Genomic DNA, 18,281 nt, shown 5'->3' with positions numbered 1-18,281 from the left:
TTGAAATTATTGGCTTAAATTAAATGTAAGTTGACCGCCAAATGCGGTGGAACTTCGACGGAATGCAGTCGAAACCTTCGGATCATTGATGGTGCGGTCAAAGTAAAATTGAATGTTCAGTTTTTGATTGACCACATAGCCCACGCTTGGGCGAAACTGGATGTTCAGGTTGCCATTGGTTAGTGTGTTTATTTCCTCAATTTTACGCTGTATAGTGCGTGTGTCTACCACTCTGGAGGACACACGGAAAGTCAGGTCGTTGTTCAGTACCTCCTGCCGTCCCTGAATTTTAAAAGGCACTTTGACACCGGCTTTTGTGTATCCAAGGTCAAATCTAAAATCCTGGCTTTTTTGTTCCGTGACCTGTGCGTTTGAGAAATTTAAGGCAAGGTTCCTTTCGGTATTGTATTCAAAGCTGATGTTCATCCGATCTTTCGTGAGCAGGTCCACGCCGATCAGGGGTGCAAAACGCTCCCAAATTACCACTTGGTTTAGGATAAATATCGGAATGTATGCGCCAAATTCATCCAATAACGAGGCATTGGGTATGTTCTGCAATTGGTTGTAGAGTTCCAAGCCTTCCTGGTAAAGGAGGGAGTTCGAAAAATTGCTGACTTCATACGCGGAGGCATAATTGTGGGTCAGGTTGATCGACGAAAAATATTCGCTCAGTGCGGGGATTTTCGATAATCCCCGATAGTCCAATCGCCAATTTGGCAGGGGAATTCGCGGGAATGGGTTCAGTGAAATGGATTCGGCGTCTCGGCCTGAATAGGCGGCTAGAAAGGCTGGTATCAGGACATCCTGGCCGTTGATATTATAGGACCCGCCTGGATTTTCACTTTCCAGCCGCTGTTGTATGGTACTTCGGTAGGCCTCGAAATTTTGGAATAGAGGGGAGTTATTCTGTGCATCACTTCTGGAACTCGCCGTGCGTATCAGATTATAACTGATGCTATAGGCGCCCATCCGGTTCGGGTTTATCGAGACAAAGTCTTCTGAAAATGGGTTCTCTCTACGGAAGATTTCACTGTAATCACCGGTTTGGCGTTTTTGTACGTTCAGGGTAACGCGAAAATCTCGCAGAGGCTCTACCAATGAGCTAATTTGGAGGTTGTCACTTTGGTTCTGGCGGAATCCCTGAGTCAGTTGCGTGCTGGAAGCCAACATGCCCCTGTTTGCAAGCTCAAATCGTATCTGGTCGTTTTGACTGCCAAACACAAAAGGTAACCCGGGATTCATAAAGCTCCTGTCCATGCCGAGTAGTCCGGTATTTTCCATGTAACCAGGCAGGAACGTTCCTTCTGTAATCTGATACGAAAAATTCACCTCTTTGACCATCATCATGAACTTGAGCAATGAATTCCCAATTCCCTCAGTACTTGGAGGGGCCGTTTCTGGGGTATTGGCTGGGCTAGGTCTTCCCGGAATGGTCGGGCGTTTTGGCGCATTTAGAGTGTTTAATTTTTTGCTTTTGTTATATAAGGAGATAAAATCCAGTTTACCGTTAACCGATCGGTTACGGGTGTTTTGTATCATATTTCCCAGGGTGTCCCGTTGTCCAAGAGCGCCTGTCACCCATCCATAGCTAGCTTCGTATCGAACGTCGGCTTTGATCCAGTCGGTTAAGGGAACCTTATCGAGTGGAACGGAGTAATTCACCACTCCCTGATGGGTGTAGTTGGTGGTTCTACCAAATCTACGGAGGTTGGCGCGCAAGGAATCCAATTTGGCCTCGGTATCCAGATCGCCCTCTGGTTCATCTACTATGGCATTGACAGCTGAGTTGAAATCTACCGAAAGGTTTTTGGTCAAATCCCAGTTTATACTGTAAAACCGATTAATGAAAAAGCTCTTTTGAAAGAGGGTTTCCACCCCTTCGGTGGTCAATCGATCGTTTCGGTTTTGCGTTCTCATAAACCTACGGTCCATGTCCAGTCGCGCGGATACTAGGGAAGGAGCAAAGTTAAAATTCAGGTCTTTTATCAATTGGAGGTACTTTCCATCCAGAAACTCCCAATTTGTAAAGGGCTCCAGTTCCAAGGGGTTTGGCTGGAAATTGTATGCGGCACTTCCTCGGTAACTTTCAAAGGTGTAGTCTGCAAGCTGAATATTGCTTTGCTTTACTTGTCCATAGGCGTAGGAAAAGGCAAAGTTTTCCAAGTCATAAATTCGGTTTGTTTCCTTTTCCGGGTTACGTACTTTACGGACGTTGGTAACGCTAAAATTTCGGCGTTTGGATTGATCCAATACCTGATTTCGGTAATTGTCCCTTTCCGCTCCGGTATTAAATTTTTGCAGGGCTACTTCAAAGGGAACATCTGGATTAAGTGGATCAAATTCCGGTCTGGTATTGGAGTTTTCTACACTAACGTACATGGGAATACTCACCCCCAGGGCTTTTGGCAGTAGCCGGTCCACGTTTACGTTGGCGGAAACATCGTATTGGGTAGTGGATTCCCTTGCCCGCTGGGAGAGCCTGGTTTCCAATCCCCCGAAACCGAATGTATTGTGTCGAATGGAGGAGGAAATTACCGCAACATCGGCAATTTGCATGTTTAGTCGGGCATTTGCGGCCCAGCCGGAGGATTTGTTGAAGTCGGTTACCCGCAATTCATTGGCCCATATACAAACGGATTTGCTGGCGCCACCCGAGGCGCCGGGGTTTCGCACACCGATCATCATTCCCTGGATAAAGCTAAGCTCGGGTCTACCCACGACCGTTACCCGATACTGACGGATCTGAGCCGTGTAAGCGAGGTTTTGTGGGCGTTGATTGTTGTCACGTTCCGCTTTTACCCCTACAATCTCATCGAGCGCAATGTCTATTTCGTTTTCCAGTGGCCAAATATCTCTTGGATTCCGCGTGGAAGGCGGCGTGAGCATCAGCGGAACTTCAATCTCGTAGTAGTTATCTGTATAGTCGGTTCCTAGTCTCAAAAATGCGGATAACTCCCCGTTCTGCGCATCTTGGCTACTTGCATGAAGAAACATTTTCAAGCGACCATATTGCACCAGGTCCTCGTTGACATTCTTAAAGACCGCCCTGGAATCCCGGCTTTGTAAATTGTCCACACAGAGTCTGAGGGATTGCTCGTTAAGCTGCCGCTCTACCGTAGAGGTATTGTCCCTGTCCCGGAATATTCCTGGAGGGAGTACGTAGGGACTTTGGTTTTCACTGCCCTGTCCATTTTCTTCAATGTTCACTACTCCGACCGTGAAATTGGAGTTGTCAGGCTCAGGTATCTCCGAGAAACCCCTTTCAAACAGCGATTCTTGAAATATCCTCCATTGACTGCCTACTAGGCGAAAATTTGCCATACGCAATACGACGGGTTGCTGAAAGTCAGTCAAGTAGGTACGCATAAAGCGGATGGATTTGAAGCCGGAGATATTGCCGAAGCTTCGATCCGGCTGCCTTACTGGAATACGGAAAAGGTACCAGTTTACTTCATCCCCGGAAGTGTCATCGATGTGGGTAATCTGATCCACAATATTCCCTTGGCCAACCCGCATGGTTGCAGGCCGCAAGTCTATTTCGTATTCGTAGTAGCTTTCCAGCTCGTTGATGGTGTTATCGTTGTTCAAGTCTTCATTGTCCGGGATGTTGGACCCGGAGGGTGTAAAGGGTAGGTTGGTGTTCGAAGTGATCGGGGTATTGCCTTCCACCCCATTAAATTTTTTGTACCGTTCAAGGATTTTGATGTCGTTTTGGTCATATTCGGGATCTAGGTAATACCGGAAATCATCCGCGGAGGGATCAGCCTGGATTTGCTGAAACGCTTGCGGACTTACGTTTAATCGGTTGAGAAAGCGGTCAGCAAAGTAGCTGCGTTCCGCTTCGTTGCTTAGACCGTCCAGACCCACATCCTGGTTTTGCCGGGCCTCCGAAGAATTATCAAATGCAGGGGTTAAAAACTGCTGATTGGTCACCCGGCCCCATTCGTTTTCGGCTACTCTGTCTAGGGAACCGTCTACGGGAAGCCCATTTTCAAATGCATGCCTTCCGTCTTTCATCACATCCTCGGAGATTTCACCCAGGTTAAAAAATAGCTTTCCGCCCGTGGTATTGTTTTCGTTGAAAATTCCATCCAGGACCCTTCCGTATTCTCCTTGTAGGAACGGGTCCATCAACCAAAACTCAATGTATTCGATATTGGTGCGGTCAAAATCCACCTCAGAAGTGATTGCCCGGGTGACTCCGCCGTAGTTTTGACGGGGATTGGGCAGCAGGCCCCCATTTGTCAGGTTTGGATTATAGTTGTACATGCCCCTCTCGTGAGGGAAGTAGGCCAAGTCAAACAATGGTTCGGGGGTCACCAGCATATCCCGATACCTACCCCTGAAAACCTCCTGGGGGAACACGCCTCTTACATAATGATTTCGGCGGTCTTCGGAATTGATATTTGGGGGAGTGCTTCTGCCGGAGGCCCTAAAAAACACGTTGTCCAATACGTACCATGACAACTTGGCCCTTCGGTAGGCATTGCCCAGTCGGTCTTCCGTTTGCATGGATAGATCAAAGCGGTTATCGGCAGTGGCGGGGGTGGCTGCCAGTTTCCAGCTTTGAGGAGAGGAACCCAAGTTGAACGGGATAATTGCTGTTTCAAAATCATCAATATACGAAGCGCCTTCCCCATCCACTTTATTGGAGGTACCCGGAATCAAGTGGGCAAATTCCCCGTTAAAGGTTACAAGTGATTTTTCTTTCGTTTCCGTAAATGGGAGCGCATCGGCTAATTTGGTCAGGAACAGGGATTCATCGCTGTAATTCATGTCCAACCCCCATAGACTATTCCTCAGCGTTTCGTTTCCGGTGGCTATCCGGGAGATATTCGGCCGTTCATTGAGGTATAGAAAGGTACCACCTAGGTTGAAGTTGTCGTTAAACAAGTAATCGAATCGGGTACCCAACATACTTCGGGTCTGAAAGGAAACCAGGTCTGCCTTTTCAAAGCTGATGCTGATCCGTTTACCAGATTGCAGGATTCCTTCATTGATGATCACTACCCGTCCGATGTTGTAGTCTACGGTGTAATCCACGCCTTCGGTAAGGGGGATGTTTCCTGCGGTGACCAGCACAGATCCTTCTGAAATGTTTAAGCCAGGCAGCATGATTTCCGAGGCGGATCCCGAAGTAAAACTGCCCTTAAGGAAATATTTATTTAGGCGGGTTACCAGCTCGGCGTCAGCCAACGTAGTTCGGTAGAGGGTGTCGTACACGTACTTTTGGACGAGATTTGCCTCAGAGGGAAGGAAATTTTGTGCAATGGAGCGACCAAAGGGTTCCAGTGAGGGAAAAATCACCAAGCCCTGTTCGGGCCTTATGGTAAGGCCGGGAACAAAATCGAAATTACCATCGGGAACTGGGTCATTTTGAGGATTTAACCGGTCCAGTCCCATGAGTCGAATAAGTGGGATATCCCGAACATTTTGTCCCTCCAAAAGACTTGGGTTGTCTAAGCCCGTGCGGTCATCTCGGTAAATGATCTGCAATTGAAACCCCTCCCGTTTGATCTGATTGGCGTTAAGGTTGTAAATGTTTTTCATCATCAGGTCCCAAGTGGGTACCTGCGTATTTATCCGGGCAGGCCTCAATAGTTTGAGAAAGATAACTTCGTTTTCTGGGCGGTTTTGGTAATCTTCGGAAAGCTCGCCCACCTTGTAAGATTGTCCATTATACGTATACTCGTAAGATACCGCCACGATTTCATCGTTTTGCAACTTTCGAAACAATGAAAAATAGCCTAACTCCCGGTGAAACGTATATTCGTTGGATTCCAGCTTGCGGGCACCGTTTACCTGTTCGAAATCAACCCCTCTTTCCAGGCCTAGCTCGTTGGCGATGGCATTGGAAGCATTTTCGAATGAACGGAAGGACGGATTGTTTCGTAGCGAAGCAAATAGGTTGTTCGAGTTGTTAGCAGCTGGGGCTTGTGGCGTGCCAGAACCTATGTTGGGGTTGTCCGGTCGGTGTATCCGTTGTCCTTCCCCTAAGTCCATAAAAGCCGCAAAATTCCGAAGGGTTTGGGTGTTGTTTGCCCGGTTCATGATGTACACTTCCACTCGGGTGATCTGCACGCCAGAGAGTACCTGGGGAAGTCCTCGGAGCCAGTTCTCGTAATTGTCCCGGAAGAAATGGCTTAAAAAGAAGTGCCGGTTTTCGTCGTAGTTGGAAGCTCGAATCTCAAAGGGACGACCTTGATTACCGCCCTCGATGATGATTTCGTCCCGCCTGCCACGTTGGGTGGAGGCCACCGTGGTCATAAACAGTTTTCCGAACTGCATTTGTGTTTTCACTCCAAAGAGATTGGTGGCACCCTGAATGAGACTGTTTTGTACGGGCATGCTTACGTTGCCGATTTCGATGCTTTTAATGATGTCTTCCTCAAAACCGGCGTATTCTACCTTGAGTTGATTTTCGAAATCAAACGAATTGTTGCTGTCAAAATTCGCTCCAACCCGGACCTTCTGTCCCAACATGCCATTTACACTCATCTGAATTTGCTGGTTGAAATTGAAGCCACCGTTTCGTTGCTGGCGTACGGGAATGGATGGGTTGTCTATCCTACGGAAAATTCCCCCAAAGTCCAGATTCACATTGCCGGTAGGTACGATGGTAATTTCGTTTCCACCAAAGATTCGGTCAAATGTCGGACTCATCGTCATAGGGGGAATCAAGCCCCTTCCACCTACAGCACTTTCACCATCCATCCCCCTCGAGCGGTTTCTCCAATATTCCTGCCGAAGTCTCAACTCCTCCATTCTGGAAAAGGACCCGAAATCTACCGAGTAATTCGGGTCCACCTGCGCAGAATCTAAACCTTCATAAATGTTGTACCTGAGCACCGAGTCGATCTCTACCTCATATATGCGCTGCATGGGTGACGGTAGGGAAAAAGGTGATTGCCCGTAGCGGAACGGGGTCTGATCAGGAAATAGTGGTGAAGTGTTTAGGTTATCCCAAAGTAGAAAGGATGGAAGTGACCGCCTTTTTTCCAGCGAATCGATTTTGCTCGGGAGGCTATCTGTCGGGACAGTGGCCGGTGTTTGAAAGGCCGCTGCCTGGAAGCTAAGTATGGGCAAAAATATCACCACCCACAGAAAAAAGGCTCTGTATGTAGGGGGGGTAGATCCAATTTCCGAAAAAATATTTGCGCGTGTAACGGTCAACACAGGGAGCTGTTAGGACGACTTTAAAGATGCTTTAATTAAATCTTCTAATGAAATTTCAAGACCATTTTTTTTCAGGACAGAAGCTATATTTTTTTCTGCCATTGCCCGTGGAAAACCGAGTTTCATCAAGGCTTGTAACGCCTCTGATTTTAGTTTATTGTTTTGTACCATGAAGCCCTGTCCGGGCAGTGCCGACTCGGCGATACCATCTTTTTTTAGTTTGTCCTTTAGTTCCAGTACGATGCGCTGTGCAGTTTTTGCTCCTATGCCTTTTACGCGTTGAATGGTCGTGTGATCTCCCTGTAATATGGCTTGCTCAAGTTCCTGAACATCCAGCGAGGACAGTATCATGATGGCTGTGTTTGGCCCCACGCCTGAAATGGAAATTAGCTCCATAAACAGCTTTTTCTCCGACTCTTGGCGGAATCCGTACAGCGTATGTGCATCTTCCTTTACATGAAGGAACGTGTGCAGCAGCACCTGTTCTTCGTCTTTGATCGAAGAATAGGTGCTCAGGGACACTTTAACTTGGTAGCCAATGCCACCTATGTCTATGATGACATAGGTGGGGTCTTTATAGGCCAATTTCCCTTTTAAGTATGCGATCATGTCAAGAGATGGTTTGAGCGTCTACCACGGCAATCGCCACCATGTTCACGATTTCTCTGATCGAACTACCCAATTGCAGTACGTGTACAGACTTGTTCATGCCCAGCAAGATAGGGCCAATGGCTTCGGCATTTCCGATTTCTGCCAAGAGCTTGTAAGCGATATTACCAGAGGTAAGGTCGGGGAATATCAGTGTATTCGTCTTGTGGTTGATCAGTGAGCTGAATGGATAGTTTTCTTTTTGGATGTCTTCGTCAAGGGCAACGTTTGCCTGCATTTCACCTTCGATCACTAGATCGGGATATCGGGCTTTTGCCAACTGAGTGGCAAGCGCTGTTTTGGAAGGTATTTCCCCTTTAGCAGAACCAAAATTTGAGTATGAAAGCACGGCGATTTTGGGGTCTATGTCAAAGAACCGTACGCCGTTGGCAGTCAGACCAATTATTTCCACCATTTGCTCGGCAGTGGGATTAACGTTTACAGTGGTATCGGCAAAAAAGAAGGGCCCCTTGCCGGAGTTCATGATATACATGCCTGCTACTCTATCCACTCCCTTTTTCACCCCGATGATTTGCAGAGAAGGGAGGATCGTCCTTGGGTAGTCTTTGGTTAACCCAGAGATCAAGGCATCGGCATCGCCCAGCTCCACCATCATGGCGCCGAAGTAGTTTCGGTCTCGCATGAGCTTTTGGGCTTCGTAGGGGGTCAATCCCTTCCGTTTCCGCTTATCGTATAAGACCTTGCTGTAAGTTTCTATCAACTCATTTTCTTCAAATGGATCGATTATGGTAACTTCGGGGAGGTCCAGCGAATTTTCCGCTATAAGGGCTTGGATTTTTGCCTTATTGCCCAGTAGAATAGGTACTGCAATTTTTTCGTCTTTGACCAGTTGGGCGGCTTTGAGGATCTTGCGGTTGTCTGCTTCTGCAAAAACCACCCGTTTAGGATCTTTTTTCGCCCGCGAGATTACTCTGGACATGAGGCGTTGATCGATTCCGATTCGCTCCTGTAGGTCGAGCTCATAGGCTTCCCAGTCCTCGATATTGACACGTGCCACACCCGATGCCAAGGCGGCTTTGGCCACGGCCGGGGCAATCGTCGTGATAAGTCGGGGATCCAAGGGTTTGGGGATGAGGTAGGTTTTTCCAAAGGCTAATTTTGATTCCCCATAGGCCTTGTTTACAATGTCCGGCACGGGTTCCTTCGCCAAGGCGGCAATGGCTTTGGCGGCTGCGAGTTTCATTGCCTCGTTAATCGTGGTGGCCCTTACGTCCAGGGCTCCTCGAAATATGTAGGGAAATCCAATCACGTTGTTAACCTGATTCGGAAAGTCTGACCGGCCTGTGGCCATGATCATATCGCTCCTTGAACTCATGGCCAGGTCGTAGTCAATTTCTGGATCTGGGTTCGCTAACGCAAATACGATGGGGTTAGGGGCCATAAGCCTGAGATCATCGGGTGTGATGATGTTGCCGGCGGAAAGGCCCAAAAAAACATCTGCTCCCTCCAGCGCATCTTGTATGCGGTAGAAATCTTTGTCCGTAGCAAATTCCCGGTGCAGAGCGCTTAAACCCTTGCGGTCCTTTCGGATCACCCCATCGATGTCGCACATGATGATGTTTTCTCGTTTGACTCCCAGTCCGTGGTAAAACTGGGTACAGGACATAGCCGCCGCACCGGCGCCACTTACCACCAGGCGGATATCTGCAATGTCTTTTCCTATTAGGCCTAGAGCGTTGAGCAAGGCTGCTCCAGAGATGATTGCTGTGCCGTGTTGATCATCGTGCATCACGGGGATGTTCATGGCTTCTTTCAGGCGCTTTTCGATGATAAAGCACTCGGGAGCCTTGATGTCTTCCAAGTTGATGCCACCAAAGGTTGGTTCCAGCGACCGGATAATCTGAATCAACTTTTCAGGGTCTTTTTCGTCTATTTCCAGGTCGAATACGTCGATACCAGCAAATTTCTTAAATAAAACCCCTTTGCCCTCCATGACTGGTTTAGAGGCGTCCGGCCCAATATCTCCGAGCCCTAATACGGCTGTACCATTGGAAATTACCGCCACCAGATTGCCTTTGGCGGTATATTTATACGCATTTTCTTTGTCGAGTTCGATTTCCTTGCAAGGCTGAGCTACTCCCGGGGAATAGGCAAGTGCCAAGTCGAGTTGGCTGGAAAGCGGCTTGGTGGGAATTACTTCGATTTTTCCCGGCTTGCCGCTACTATGGTAATTTAGCGAATCTTCTTTTCTTATTTTGATCACCATCAATAGGGTTGTTGACTGTTAGTTAGACGCTGTTGGCTTCATTTGGGTGGCCAGTAAAATGGTTTCAATTTCCCGGAGTGGAGAACGATGTGCCTCGCTGGGGTAATACACAAAACCTTCTATATAGAAAATTTTGCCTCTTTTGGCATCCACCACGGTATAGGACAAGAAAGACCCGCCCATTGATAGGTTATTGCTTTTCCAAGCCCCCCGCATCTCAATCGCATATTCTCCGTCAATGGTGGTAGTTGAAAAGACAGGCGGCTCGATGGTTTCTGTTTTTAGGAAGGATTCTGGTTTAGCAGGATCTGCGAAAACTCTGGGCTTTAAAATGCTGTCCCTCAGGGCTATGATATTTTCCGGAAAGACCTCGCTTTCGTCTGTGTAATCTGTCATATAAAAAAGGAGGCTGATGTCGGGTTTGTCCGAGCGGGGAGTGGGTTGACGAAACCAAAGAAATTGATCTTCGTCTTTTACGAGTTGATAAGACGCCGGGAGGTTTAATTGCACGCCGAATTTATCTTGTGCCAATACGGTGGCAAGGCTACTTTTGCGACTAAAAAGGGCTTTCCCTAAGCGTTCCCGTTCACGGGTTAAAAAGAGGTTTTGAAGTTTGGATTTATTGTCCCGAAGGTTTCTAATCAGCTCTTCCTCGTTATTCCCAAATAAGTAAACCACTTCCTGACCAATGGCGAATTCGTCTTTGGAGCGAAGCATAAACATAGACGGGTCCTCCAAGGCCAATTCCTTGGACCCTTCCGTAAATTGGCTATTGATCACCCGGCTACCTGGCTTGGGGTCGTCAAAGGTGGTGACATAGATCATGTTGGTTGCCATTTTCAAAATCCGGGTCAAACTCCGTGGGTCTACTTTTTTGATGTTAAAAAGTGACTCCTCCCGGATAATGCCTCTGATGTCCTCTTCAAAGATATCCATCAGGATTTCTCCTACAGGTCCAGCGTATTTGGTCGAATCGATTACCAAGATAATTTCACCGTAGGCACCCCTTGCTTTGGGGAGGGTTGATTTTCCGGAACCCCCATTGCCCCCGGTATCCTCGCAGGCAGTGAATCCAAACAGAGAAAGGCAAAGCAAAGAAGCCAGAGCAAAGATTTTTGAGTAGTTCATAACGATGGTTTTGTTCCTTGCTTACAAGTTAGGAAAATTAGAAAGCATAAAAAAATTAAATTAAAAAATTAGTTCCAAACTTACCCGATAATGAGCTTCTGCCCGGGCTTTATCTGGTTTGAGTTCAGGTTATTCAGCTTTTTGAGCTGTTCAATGGTGACTCCTTCCAGTCGGGAAGAGATTAGCCAGAGTGAATCTCCAGGTTGCACGGTATACACTTTGGATCCGTTTTCACTGTTTACCTGAAGCGGCTTCGTACTGCTGGCAATGGTAGGTTGGTTGAGCGTGCTGGTGGGCTGATGAATATGAAGCACCTGTCCAACGCGAATTAGGTTACCATTGATTCCATTCCAGCTTTTTAGATTGGCTACAGATACATTGTACCGTTGGGCAATTGCACCCAACACATCACCTGACTGAACACGGTAGGTCACTGTGTGGCCCGAGGTTGGCAGAGGTACCGCTGTTGTGGGCTTTTCAGCTACAAACCGAGTACCTTGTACATTTAGGGAATCTCTGATCCAAGCCTGATTTTCTACTAGGTAATCCACGTGTGATTTCGGTACTTTAAGGGGGATTTCCTTGTTGAGGTTCGGAATTCTGGTAGCGACAAGGGAGGGGTTCAAGAACTCTAGATCTTCTACACAAATGGCAGTGTGCTTTGAAAACTCCATGAGATCTAAGTGCCCTTCCCAAGCGATTTGCTCAAAGTCCAACGGAAAGGTGGGATTCTCCAAGTATAAGTTATGGTATTCGCTGTGGCGCATCACATACATGATCGCTTGAAATTGCGGGATATAACTTCTCGTTTCCCTTGGGAGGTAATTGTAGATTTCCCAAAAGGTACGTTTCCCTCCAGACCGCTTGATGGCCTTGTTTACGTTTCCCGGACCGCAGTTATACGCAGCCATTGCCAGTTCCCAATCTCCATAGCGTTTGTAGAGGTTTTTGAGGAATTTTAGCGCAGCTTCTGTAGATTTTTCAGGATCCTGCCGGTCGTCAATGTATTGGTTAACATAGAGCTGGTATTCCCGACCGGTTCCCGGCATAAACTGCCAAAGGCCCATGGCACCGACTCTTGACCGGGCTTTTGGGTTTAGTCCCGATTCAATTACCGCCAAGAATTTGATGTCCTCCGGCATGTCATTTTGCTGTAGGGCTTCTTCAAATAGGGGAAAGTAATGATCCTTTCGGGCGAGCACCATTTTGGTGTACTCCCTGTTTCGAACGGTGAAATAGTTGATGAAGGAAAAAATGGTTTCGTTTAACCGGAATGGCATATCCGTTTCCATGGCAGAAACCCTTTTTTCTACGTCCCTATAGGTGAAATCTGGAATGTAATCAAAGTTGTACTGAGGCTCTATCATGGATGATGAGCCGCTACTTTCACCGAAAAGGGAGGTGCCTCCTTGTGCTTTCGTATAATGGATGGTGACTACACCAAGTGTCATGCTGACAAAAAGACGCAATAAGAAGGACTTGGTATTCATCGTTCACTTTCGGTTTAAGGGTTCATCTTCAATAAGTAATTTGCGAAGGCATACAAATCCGCCTCTTTAAACGAATTTGCCATAATCTGCAATCCGATGGGAAGGCCTAGCTTATCTTTTCCATTGGGAATGGAAATTGCAGGGACTCCAGATACCGAGGCCTGAACGGTAAACAGATCTTCTAGGTACATGGCTACAGGGTCGTTGGAATGTTCCCCAAATTTAAACGCCGTGCTGGGCGTAGTAGGCATAATGATGTAGTCGTATTTATCGAGCAAGTTCTCGGTAAATTCCTTAATCAATCGCCTCACTCGCTGTGCCTTGGTAAAATATGCGTCGTAATAGCTCGCGCTCAGTACAAAGGTACCAAGCATTATCCTCCGTTTCACCTCGTTGCCAAATCCTTCCGAACGTGTCTTCTTGTACATGCTTTCGAGGTTATGGGCATTGGGAGATCTATAGCCATACTTTACACCATCGAAGCGCGAAAGGTTGGAGCTGGCTTCGGCCGTAGTGAGTATGTAATAGGTAGGAAGTACATATTCCAGTAAGGGGAAATTTACCTCGTCTACTTGGTGTCCTTCCTGTCTGAGGCTATCGATTGTTGCAAGTGTAGCCTGTTGGATTTCCTCCTGTAGCGCATCGGTAAAGATGGTTTCCTTCAGAAATGCCACCCTTGCCCGCTTGTCGAAATGCAGCAGCTCACTGTAATGAGGTACCGGTTTTCTAGAGGCGGTGCTGTCGTACTCGTCGGGACCAGCCATTACTTCCATCACCAGCGCATTGTCTTTCACATTTGTGGAAAATACGCCGATGGTGTCAAAGGAAGATGCATAGGCGATAAGACCAAACCGCGAAACCCTTGAATAAGTGGGTTTAATACCTACTACCCCGGTGAATGCCGCGGGCTGTCTTACCGATCCACCCGTATCGGTTCCCAAAGAAACCGTACAAAGGTTAGCTTGAACGGCCACTGCAGAGCCACCGGAGGATCCGCCTGGCACCCTCGACTCGTCAATGGCATTCAAGGTTTTTCCGTGTACGGAGTTTTCATTGGACGAACCCATCCCAAACTCGTCGCAATTGAGACGACCGATAATGATGGCGTCTTCATCGATCAGACGCTGTACAGCAGATGCCGTGTATTGGCTTTGATAGCCTTCGAGGATTTTGCTAGAAGCATTGGATTCGTGGCCCTTGTAGCACAGCACATCCTTAATTCCTATCACCATGCCTGCGAGTTTGCCCGCTTTGCCTGCTGCTATTTTTTGATCAACCAGATCCGCTTGAGCTAAAGCGGATTCCTTATAAACTTCAACGAAGGCGTTTAAGTGCGCCTTCGTCTGAATGTTTTCGAGGTAATAATTTACGATCGCTTTACAATCGGTTTCCTGTTTTTCCAGCGATCTTGTTATTTCGTCAAATGATCGGAATTTTTCCAATGTACTTTGTTTTAATCCTTGGTTTTCTTGTCTTTGAGACCTTCTTCCAGATCCTCCTGTATTTCTTTAGTGGCATCTTTGAATTCTCTGATTCCACGTCCCAATCCTCTTGCCAGCTCGGGGATTCTCTTGGCGCCAAAGAGGAGTATGATGACTAAAACGATAATAACCAATGAACCTCCCCCTATATTTTGAATAAATGCCAATGTATTCATGTGTTCCTTATTTTGGTTTTTAATTAATTACAAATATATCACTGAGTTTTTCTAACACAAAGGATTGCCTCCTTCTTCTTGTTTTTTTTGAATATGAACTGAATATACGTATTATTTCTTAGAGAGCCAAATGCTGGGGTCCATTACCTCCAATCCTTTCCACGTTTGAAAGTGAAGCTCCGATACGCCATTTTTATCCGTGTTTACGGTCCCAATTATACTCTTTGTTTTTACTTGCTGACCTGATTTTACAGAAACGGTTTTTAAGCGGCTATACATGGTATAAAAATCACCATGGCGGATGATTACCGTTCCACCCATTCCGGGAACTGTGGTGATTTTCGTGACCACCCCGTCAAAGACAGACCTGACGGGTTCGTCCCGATTGGTTTGGATATCTACCCCGTCATTCGTTTCCGTTATTCCCTTGAGAGTGGGATGGGGGTAGGTGCCGTAACGCTTTGAAATAAAGCCACTTTCGACAGGCCAAGGGATTTTTCCCCGGTTGCCGGCAAAGGACGTGGAAATGGCAGCACCTTCGGGGGTGAGCGGAACCTTGCTCGCAGAAGTGGTGGTTGTCCGGCTGCCCGATTTTTTCGATTCTGCCTCCGCGAGGCGAATCTCTTCTTCGATGACGCTTTTTATCAGCCGGTTGAGATTTTCCTGTTGTTTTTTAGCCGCAGCGATCTCATTTCTAAGCTCCTGCTCTTTTTTGGTCAGGTTGCTGACCAGACCTTGCTGTTCTGATTTGAGGCGGTCCAGTTGTTCTTTTTCGGTGCGCTCTTGAGCTAGTATTCGTTCCTTTTCCAATCGCTTTCCCTCCAGCAAAGACCGTTCGGCGGATAGTTCCTCCGTGACTTTTTCCATCTGAGCTACCTGCTTTTTTCGCTCGTCTGCGTACTGCTTTAGGTACCTCATTCGTAGGTAAAACTGCTTGAACGTGGAAGAACTGAATACAAAGACTAATACGTTTACCCCCTGATTTAACTTGTAGGAGGTGTAAATCATGGCAGCGTACTCCTGCTTTAGATTTTCCAGGTCTTTTTCCAGTGCGTTGATTGATTTTTCGGTACTGCTTATTTCCCGGTTGATCAGCAGTACCTCGCGGTTCAACGTGCCGATGTATTTGATTCGGGCATCCAACTTTTGGTTGACGGCTTTGAGCTCTCCCAGTGTATTGCTTTTTTGGGCTGTGGTTTGCTTTAGGATGGTGTCAAATTCCCTAAGTCTTTTTTGAATATCGGCTTTTTCTTTTTCCAATTGGGCCCTTGACCGTTTCAATTGGGATTGCGCAGGCGCATGCATGACTGTGAGCCCGAAAAACAGTATTCCAAAAATGGCGAGGCGCCAGAAAAACGGATGCTTGTCAATAATTATAAGGGAAGGATAAAGGCGCATTCGTTAGGTCAACTTTTACAATTTCAGCGTTCATGGACATTTTGGACCTAGGCTTATCTGGCAAACTCAAGACCATATTTACGATTGCTTTGTAGGGAAATGGCTGTGATTCCACATCTTTGAAATCCAGGTAGTTTGCAGATAAGCTTCCGCCATCCTTGCGCTTGGTACCACTTTGAAGGTCGGTTACTTTTCCATGCCTTGCGCTGATGGTCGACCGATATATCAAGTTGTCCCTTTCTTGGGTGAGTTCAAATACCTGCCCTACACGTACCATTCTGTCTCTAAACGTATATTCATGCGGAATATTGGCAAAGAGGAGGTTTTGTATCAGCGAAAGAGTAAGGGCCACTCCGTAACGGGTTTCGAATGTCGCATAGTCCATGTCGATGGTGTTGCCGTTAATCCGGTCTCTGATTTTGATAAAATCGGTGGTCATGATGCCTCTTGCAGCTTCTATACCCAAGCCAGGAGATAGACTAAACCAAACCACGGAATCTTTCTGTGCACGGATATTCAGGGTGCCTTTGGTGATTCTGCCAGATTGATCTTCAATCATCACTTTTCCCCTTGCTGAAAGGAACTCAAAATCCAGATAATTGGGTTCGAAATCCTCCATGACGGTGTCAGAGGTGTAAAGAAGGGGCTTTTTAGCACATCCAACCAACAAAATAGAGGCGGTAATGACAAGAAATAAGAGCAGCTTATTCATAGTATCGTTTATGCTTGATTTTCTCCGATAAAAATTTGGAGGTCTCGTCCAGCCCTTCGGCTTTCTGCCAATAGGCCAAGGCCTCGTTTTCTTCCCCTAACTTATACAAAATATCTCCAAAATGCTCGTACATCACCCCACTAGGCTCCTGTTGATATTCCAGCGCCTTTTCCATGTATTTTTTTGCATCCTCGTACTGACCAAGCTGAAACAACACCCAAGCATGGGTGTCTAGGTAGGTGGCGTTTTTGGGGAAACGGGCAACGAGTTTTTCAGACATTCTTTTTGCTTTGTCTAAGTCCTTTCTTTCCAAAGACAGAAAATAGGCATAATTGTTCAATATATGCTCATTGTTGGGATTTATTTCCAAAACTTTTTCATAGGCTTGAAATGCCTCTTCCTTTTTGTCCAACGAGTGGTATACGTCTCCCAACTGTCCCAAGGCCATCATTTCCAGTTGTCGATTGTTTTGTTGGTTAATTTCCAGCGCTTTTTCCAGAGATTCCCTCGATTCGGCGTACTTTTTTAAAGCTAATTTGGCAGTACCATCAAAAAACCAAAAGTCGGGTCGTTTTGGAAATTCCTCTACAGCCAATGCAGTGATTACCTCTATGTCCGCAAAATCAACCTGCTGCTCAAACATTAAATTGATCGCGGCTTGCAATACACTTTCGTTATCAGGTGACTCAGCGATTGACGCTTTATACAACGCTAACGCTTCTTTCTTATTACCCTTAGCTTGTTCGAAATCGCCCAATGCACCGGTGACCGCAGGGTGCTTAGGGTGAAGCTCGCTCAGTGAATTGGCTAATTCAGCCAACAGGTTATCCCGTGCCTCCGTTTTTAGTTCCTGAAGGATTTCCACAAAGACCCTGACTTTCATTTCCACTTCCAAGTCCGGATGTGCAAAGGCTTTTCTTAGGTAATCATTGGCCAGTGGTAGCTGTTTTTTTTCTTTATGCAGCGTATACATCGCCATAAAGAGTTCGGGTTGATCCGGGTAGTTTGTGAGGGATTGTCTTACGGCGTCCATCGCCTGCTCAACCCGGTTGTTGTTGAATAGGATTTCTACCAAGGCCAATACATAGGTAGCGTTGCCGGGATGGGCATCGATCAGCTTCTGTCCTTCCTCCACTGCACTAGCGAGATCATTCTTCCTGAGGTATATTCGTTGTTTTTGGGCCGTTAGTTGCTCTACTACACCGTAATACTCTTCTGCCTGCTCCAGCGCTTCCAAGGCTTTGTCGAATTCTTGGGACGCTAGGTACAAGGAGGCCAACTCCAATATATAATGTTGATTGTCACCGTCGGAGTCCATCAGGGACCGCAATACTTCGGCGGCTTCCTGAGGTTTTTTCTGTTTACTGTAGATCTCTGCGATCATCAGCTTATAGTACTTGTTTGAACCGTCCATCTCCACCGCCTTATTGGCGAGATCTAAGGCTTTTTCGAGCTGATTGGCTCTGGTCAGAATTTCTGACATCTTAAAATATACGGCAGCCTCGCTGGGATTATATGTCCGGGATTTGTCAAAATAAAAATACGCCCTGTCAAAATCCTCCAACATCATGTACTTTTGTCCTTCCACAAAGAGTCTGGAGGCTAGAATTTCCCGTTCTTGCGCTTTGCGCTCTTTTTTGGAAAGTTGCTGCGCAACGGTTTCCGTAGCCGAGGCAAGTAGAATGACTAGAAAGGTAATGTACCAAGCGGTATATAGGGTAGTGCGAATGCTCATAGGGTGGGGAAAATGGCTCTCATGCCACTATACGTCGAATGTTTCATCAAGGTTGATGGGTGAAGTAAGGATTGTAAGAATGGCCAGGTGGGCAGTTTTTTATACATGGT

General features: G+C 46.8%; 10 protein-coding genes. All 10 read right to left on the bottom strand.

Annotated elements, in window-relative coordinates; translation table 11 throughout:
- Nucleotides 1-6: 6 nt before the first annotated feature.
- The 10 genes from sprA to JJU34_RS15695 all read right to left on the bottom strand — a co-directional run bounded on the left by sprA (nucleotide 7) and on the right by JJU34_RS15695 (nucleotide 18,171).
- Nucleotides 7-7,011, bottom strand: a complete 7,005-nt coding sequence (gene sprA / locus JJU34_RS15740; protein ID WP_366512722.1) for a cell surface protein SprA — start codon at nucleotides 7,009-7,011, stop codon at nucleotides 7-9.
- A gap of 174 nt (nucleotides 7,012-7,185) precedes the next feature.
- A complete protein-coding gene (gene ruvA, locus JJU34_RS15735) occupies nucleotides 7,186-7,785 on the bottom strand; it encodes a Holliday junction branch migration protein RuvA (protein ID WP_228693359.1) in 600 nt (199 codons plus the stop codon).
- A 1-nt stretch (nucleotide 7,786) separates the two neighbouring features.
- Nucleotides 7,787-10,051 (bottom strand): NADP-dependent malic enzyme, encoded by a 2,265-nt coding sequence (locus tag JJU34_RS15730; protein WP_228693358.1) that lies wholly within the window; start codon nucleotides 10,049-10,051, stop codon nucleotides 7,787-7,789.
- Nucleotides 10,052-10,069: 18 nt separating this feature from the next.
- Nucleotides 10,070-11,179 (bottom strand): DUF4837 family protein, encoded by a 1,110-nt coding sequence (locus tag JJU34_RS15725; protein WP_228693357.1) that lies wholly within the window; start codon nucleotides 11,177-11,179, stop codon nucleotides 10,070-10,072.
- A gap of 80 nt (nucleotides 11,180-11,259) precedes the next feature.
- On the bottom strand, nucleotides 11,260-12,669 hold the full coding sequence (locus JJU34_RS15720; RefSeq protein ID WP_228693356.1) for a lytic transglycosylase domain-containing protein: 1,410 nt from the start codon (nucleotides 12,667-12,669) through the stop codon (nucleotides 11,260-11,262).
- A 14-nt stretch (nucleotides 12,670-12,683) separates the two neighbouring features.
- Nucleotides 12,684-14,111, bottom strand: a complete 1,428-nt coding sequence (gene gatA / locus JJU34_RS15715) for an Asp-tRNA(Asn)/Glu-tRNA(Gln) amidotransferase subunit GatA (protein ID WP_228693355.1) — start codon at nucleotides 14,109-14,111, stop codon at nucleotides 12,684-12,686.
- Nucleotides 14,112-14,122: 11 nt separating this feature from the next.
- Entirely contained in the window at nucleotides 14,123-14,326 is a 204-nt protein-coding gene (gene tatA, locus JJU34_RS15710; protein ID WP_010853085.1) for a twin-arginine translocase TatA/TatE family subunit, read from the bottom strand.
- 111 nt (nucleotides 14,327-14,437) lie between these two features.
- Nucleotides 14,438-15,724 (bottom strand): peptidoglycan DD-metalloendopeptidase family protein, encoded by a 1,287-nt coding sequence (locus tag JJU34_RS15705; RefSeq protein ID WP_228693354.1) that lies wholly within the window; start codon nucleotides 15,722-15,724, stop codon nucleotides 14,438-14,440.
- Nucleotides 15,693-16,436: a DUF4292 domain-containing protein gene (locus JJU34_RS15700; RefSeq protein ID WP_228693353.1), complete on the bottom strand. Its 744-nt coding sequence runs from the start codon at nucleotides 16,434-16,436 to the stop codon at nucleotides 15,693-15,695. Before JJU34_RS15700 ends, JJU34_RS15705 begins: the two co-directional genes overlap by 32 nt.
- Entirely contained in the window at nucleotides 16,429-18,171 is a 1,743-nt protein-coding gene (locus tag JJU34_RS15695; protein ID WP_228693352.1) for a tetratricopeptide repeat protein, read from the bottom strand. The genes JJU34_RS15700 and JJU34_RS15695 overlap by 8 nt, the downstream gene beginning before the upstream one ends.
- Nucleotides 18,172-18,281: the final 110 nt, after the last annotated feature.

It is taken from the genome of Lunatimonas sp. (assembly GCF_020832325.1).
Lineage (GTDB): Bacteria > Bacteroidota > Bacteroidia > Cytophagales > Cyclobacteriaceae > Lunatimonas.
Note: the sequence above shows the minus strand (reverse complement) of the source record. Positions and strands in the feature narration are given on the sequence as shown.

Bases quoted from the DNA above. Each gene is read 5' to 3' on its own strand.
- ruvA (WP_228693359.1), bottom strand. From the start codon at position 7,785: ATGATCGCATACTTAAAAGGGAAATTGGCCTATAAAGACCCCACCTAT.
- JJU34_RS15730 (WP_228693358.1), bottom strand. From the start codon at position 10,051: ATGGTGATCAAAATAAGAAAAGAAGATTCGCTAAATTACCATAGTAGC.
- JJU34_RS15725 (WP_228693357.1), bottom strand. From the start codon at position 11,179: ATGAACTACTCAAAAATCTTTGCTCTGGCTTCTTTGCTTTGCCTTTCT.
- JJU34_RS15720 (WP_228693356.1), bottom strand. From the start codon at position 12,669: ATGAATACCAAGTCCTTCTTATTGCGTCTTTTTGTCAGCATGACACTT.
- tatA (WP_010853085.1), bottom strand. From the start codon at position 14,326: ATGAATACATTGGCATTTATTCAAAATATAGGGGGAGGTTCATTGGTT.
- JJU34_RS15705 (WP_228693354.1), bottom strand. From the start codon at position 15,724: ATGCGCCTTTATCCTTCCCTTATAATTATTGACAAGCATCCGTTTTTC.
- JJU34_RS15700 (WP_228693353.1), bottom strand. From the start codon at position 16,436: ATGAATAAGCTGCTCTTATTTCTTGTCATTACCGCCTCTATTTTGTTG.
- JJU34_RS15695 (WP_228693352.1), bottom strand. From the start codon at position 18,171: ATGAGCATTCGCACTACCCTATATACCGCTTGGTACATTACCTTTCTA.